The sequence below is a fragment of the Mesorhizobium sp. P5_C1 genome, from assembly GCF_054049815.1.
The window spans coordinates 1-740 of record NZ_JBFULQ010001253.1 but is presented as its reverse complement, the minus strand read 5'-3'; the positions used below and the strand labels follow the sequence as shown (position 1 = coordinate 740).

Below are 740 nucleotides of genomic sequence, written 5' to 3'. Positions count from 1 at the left end.
CATCTACCGGAAATCCAACGCAATTTAACAATCCGCAAAAAAAGGCCGGCAAGGAATGAAACCCTCGCCGGCCTGCCTCACCCGCCCGTGGGTCGGTTTCCCGTATCAGAACGATCCCATCTGAAAGAAACCGGCCGTCATCACCACTACCGATTTCCGCCCAGCGCCGAGGCAAGGCGCACAAGCGAGAGGAACTCGGACCTGTACCCAAACGGGTCGGATCCTCGAGCGGCAGTGGCAATCTCCATGATCTTGTCGTAACCGAACTTCGCGGTAGCATCCTCGTCGCGCAGCTTCTGGCCGAAGGCCGCGACGGCCACGGAGAAGCGCTGGTCGGTGCCGGCCTCGTCGAACGACGCCACCTCGTTGGCCGAAGTCACCGGCGTGGTGATCAGCTTCGAGACGTCCTCGTTGGGCAGCTTGTAGCGGATCTTGACGAAGGCATATTCGCCGGCATTGGCGATGCCCCCATTGTCCACCGACGCCTGGCCGTAGCGCAGCGGGTCGATCTGCTCGCCACCGCTGCCCTTCGGCGTGATCTCGTAGATCGCGGTGACCGAATGACCCGAACCGATATCGCCGGCATCGACGCGGTCATTGTTGAAATCCTCACGGTTGAGCGCCCGGGTCTCGTAGCCGATCAGCCGGTATTCCGAGACCTTGTTGGGGTTGAACTCGACCTGGATCTTCACATCCTTGGCGATCGTGAACAGCGTCGAGGAGGCGTCCTCGACCAGCAC

General features: G+C 61.1%; 1 protein-coding gene. It reads right to left on the bottom strand.

All coding sequences use genetic code 11. From position 1 onward, the window contains the following. Nucleotides 1-146: 146 nt before the first annotated feature. On the bottom strand, nt 147-740 hold a 594-nt coding region (locus tag ACXJ7R_RS35200), incomplete at its 5' end, for a YfbK domain-containing protein (RefSeq protein WP_457155813.1).